This is a genomic window from Halococcus morrhuae DSM 1307, from assembly GCF_000336695.1.
In the GTDB taxonomy this organism is placed as follows: domain Archaea; phylum Halobacteriota; class Halobacteria; order Halobacteriales; family Halococcaceae; genus Halococcus; species Halococcus morrhuae.
The window spans coordinates 1-345 of sequence record NZ_AOMC01000139.1; the positions used below are offsets into that span (position 1 = coordinate 1).

1 pseudogene is annotated in these 345 nt (G+C 53.9%); it reads right to left on the reverse strand.

The features are described from left to right. Window positions 1-263, reverse strand: a pseudogene (locus tag C448_RS11730) (hypothetical protein); the annotation flags it as partial. Window positions 264-345: the final 82 nt, after the last annotated feature.

The following is a 345-nucleotide window of genomic DNA, read 5'->3' on the forward strand; positions in this document are numbered from 1 at the left end:
CGGTCTTCGGTTCCAACACCGAAGCCACCGCCGCCACCACCGCCACCAGTTCCGGTGGTCTCATACTGCCTTCTGAGTTGTCGCAACTGCTCGATTTCGTCCGCGAGGGAGCTTGCGTTCGTTGAGTTGTAGAGGTACTTGTGTGGGCTGGTCGTGTTCATCGTCTCCCCTGTCCGGGTGTTCACAGCCTCTAAAATTTCAAACTGCGACCCATATGTGGAGAGGTCAACAATCGTGCCGTTGGCCCCATCTTGAACAGCCATGTAGAAGGTTCCATTATAATCTGAAAATCGGTATGTCTGACCAGTATCCCAGCCACCAGATGCGTCATCTCCGGTGTAGAAC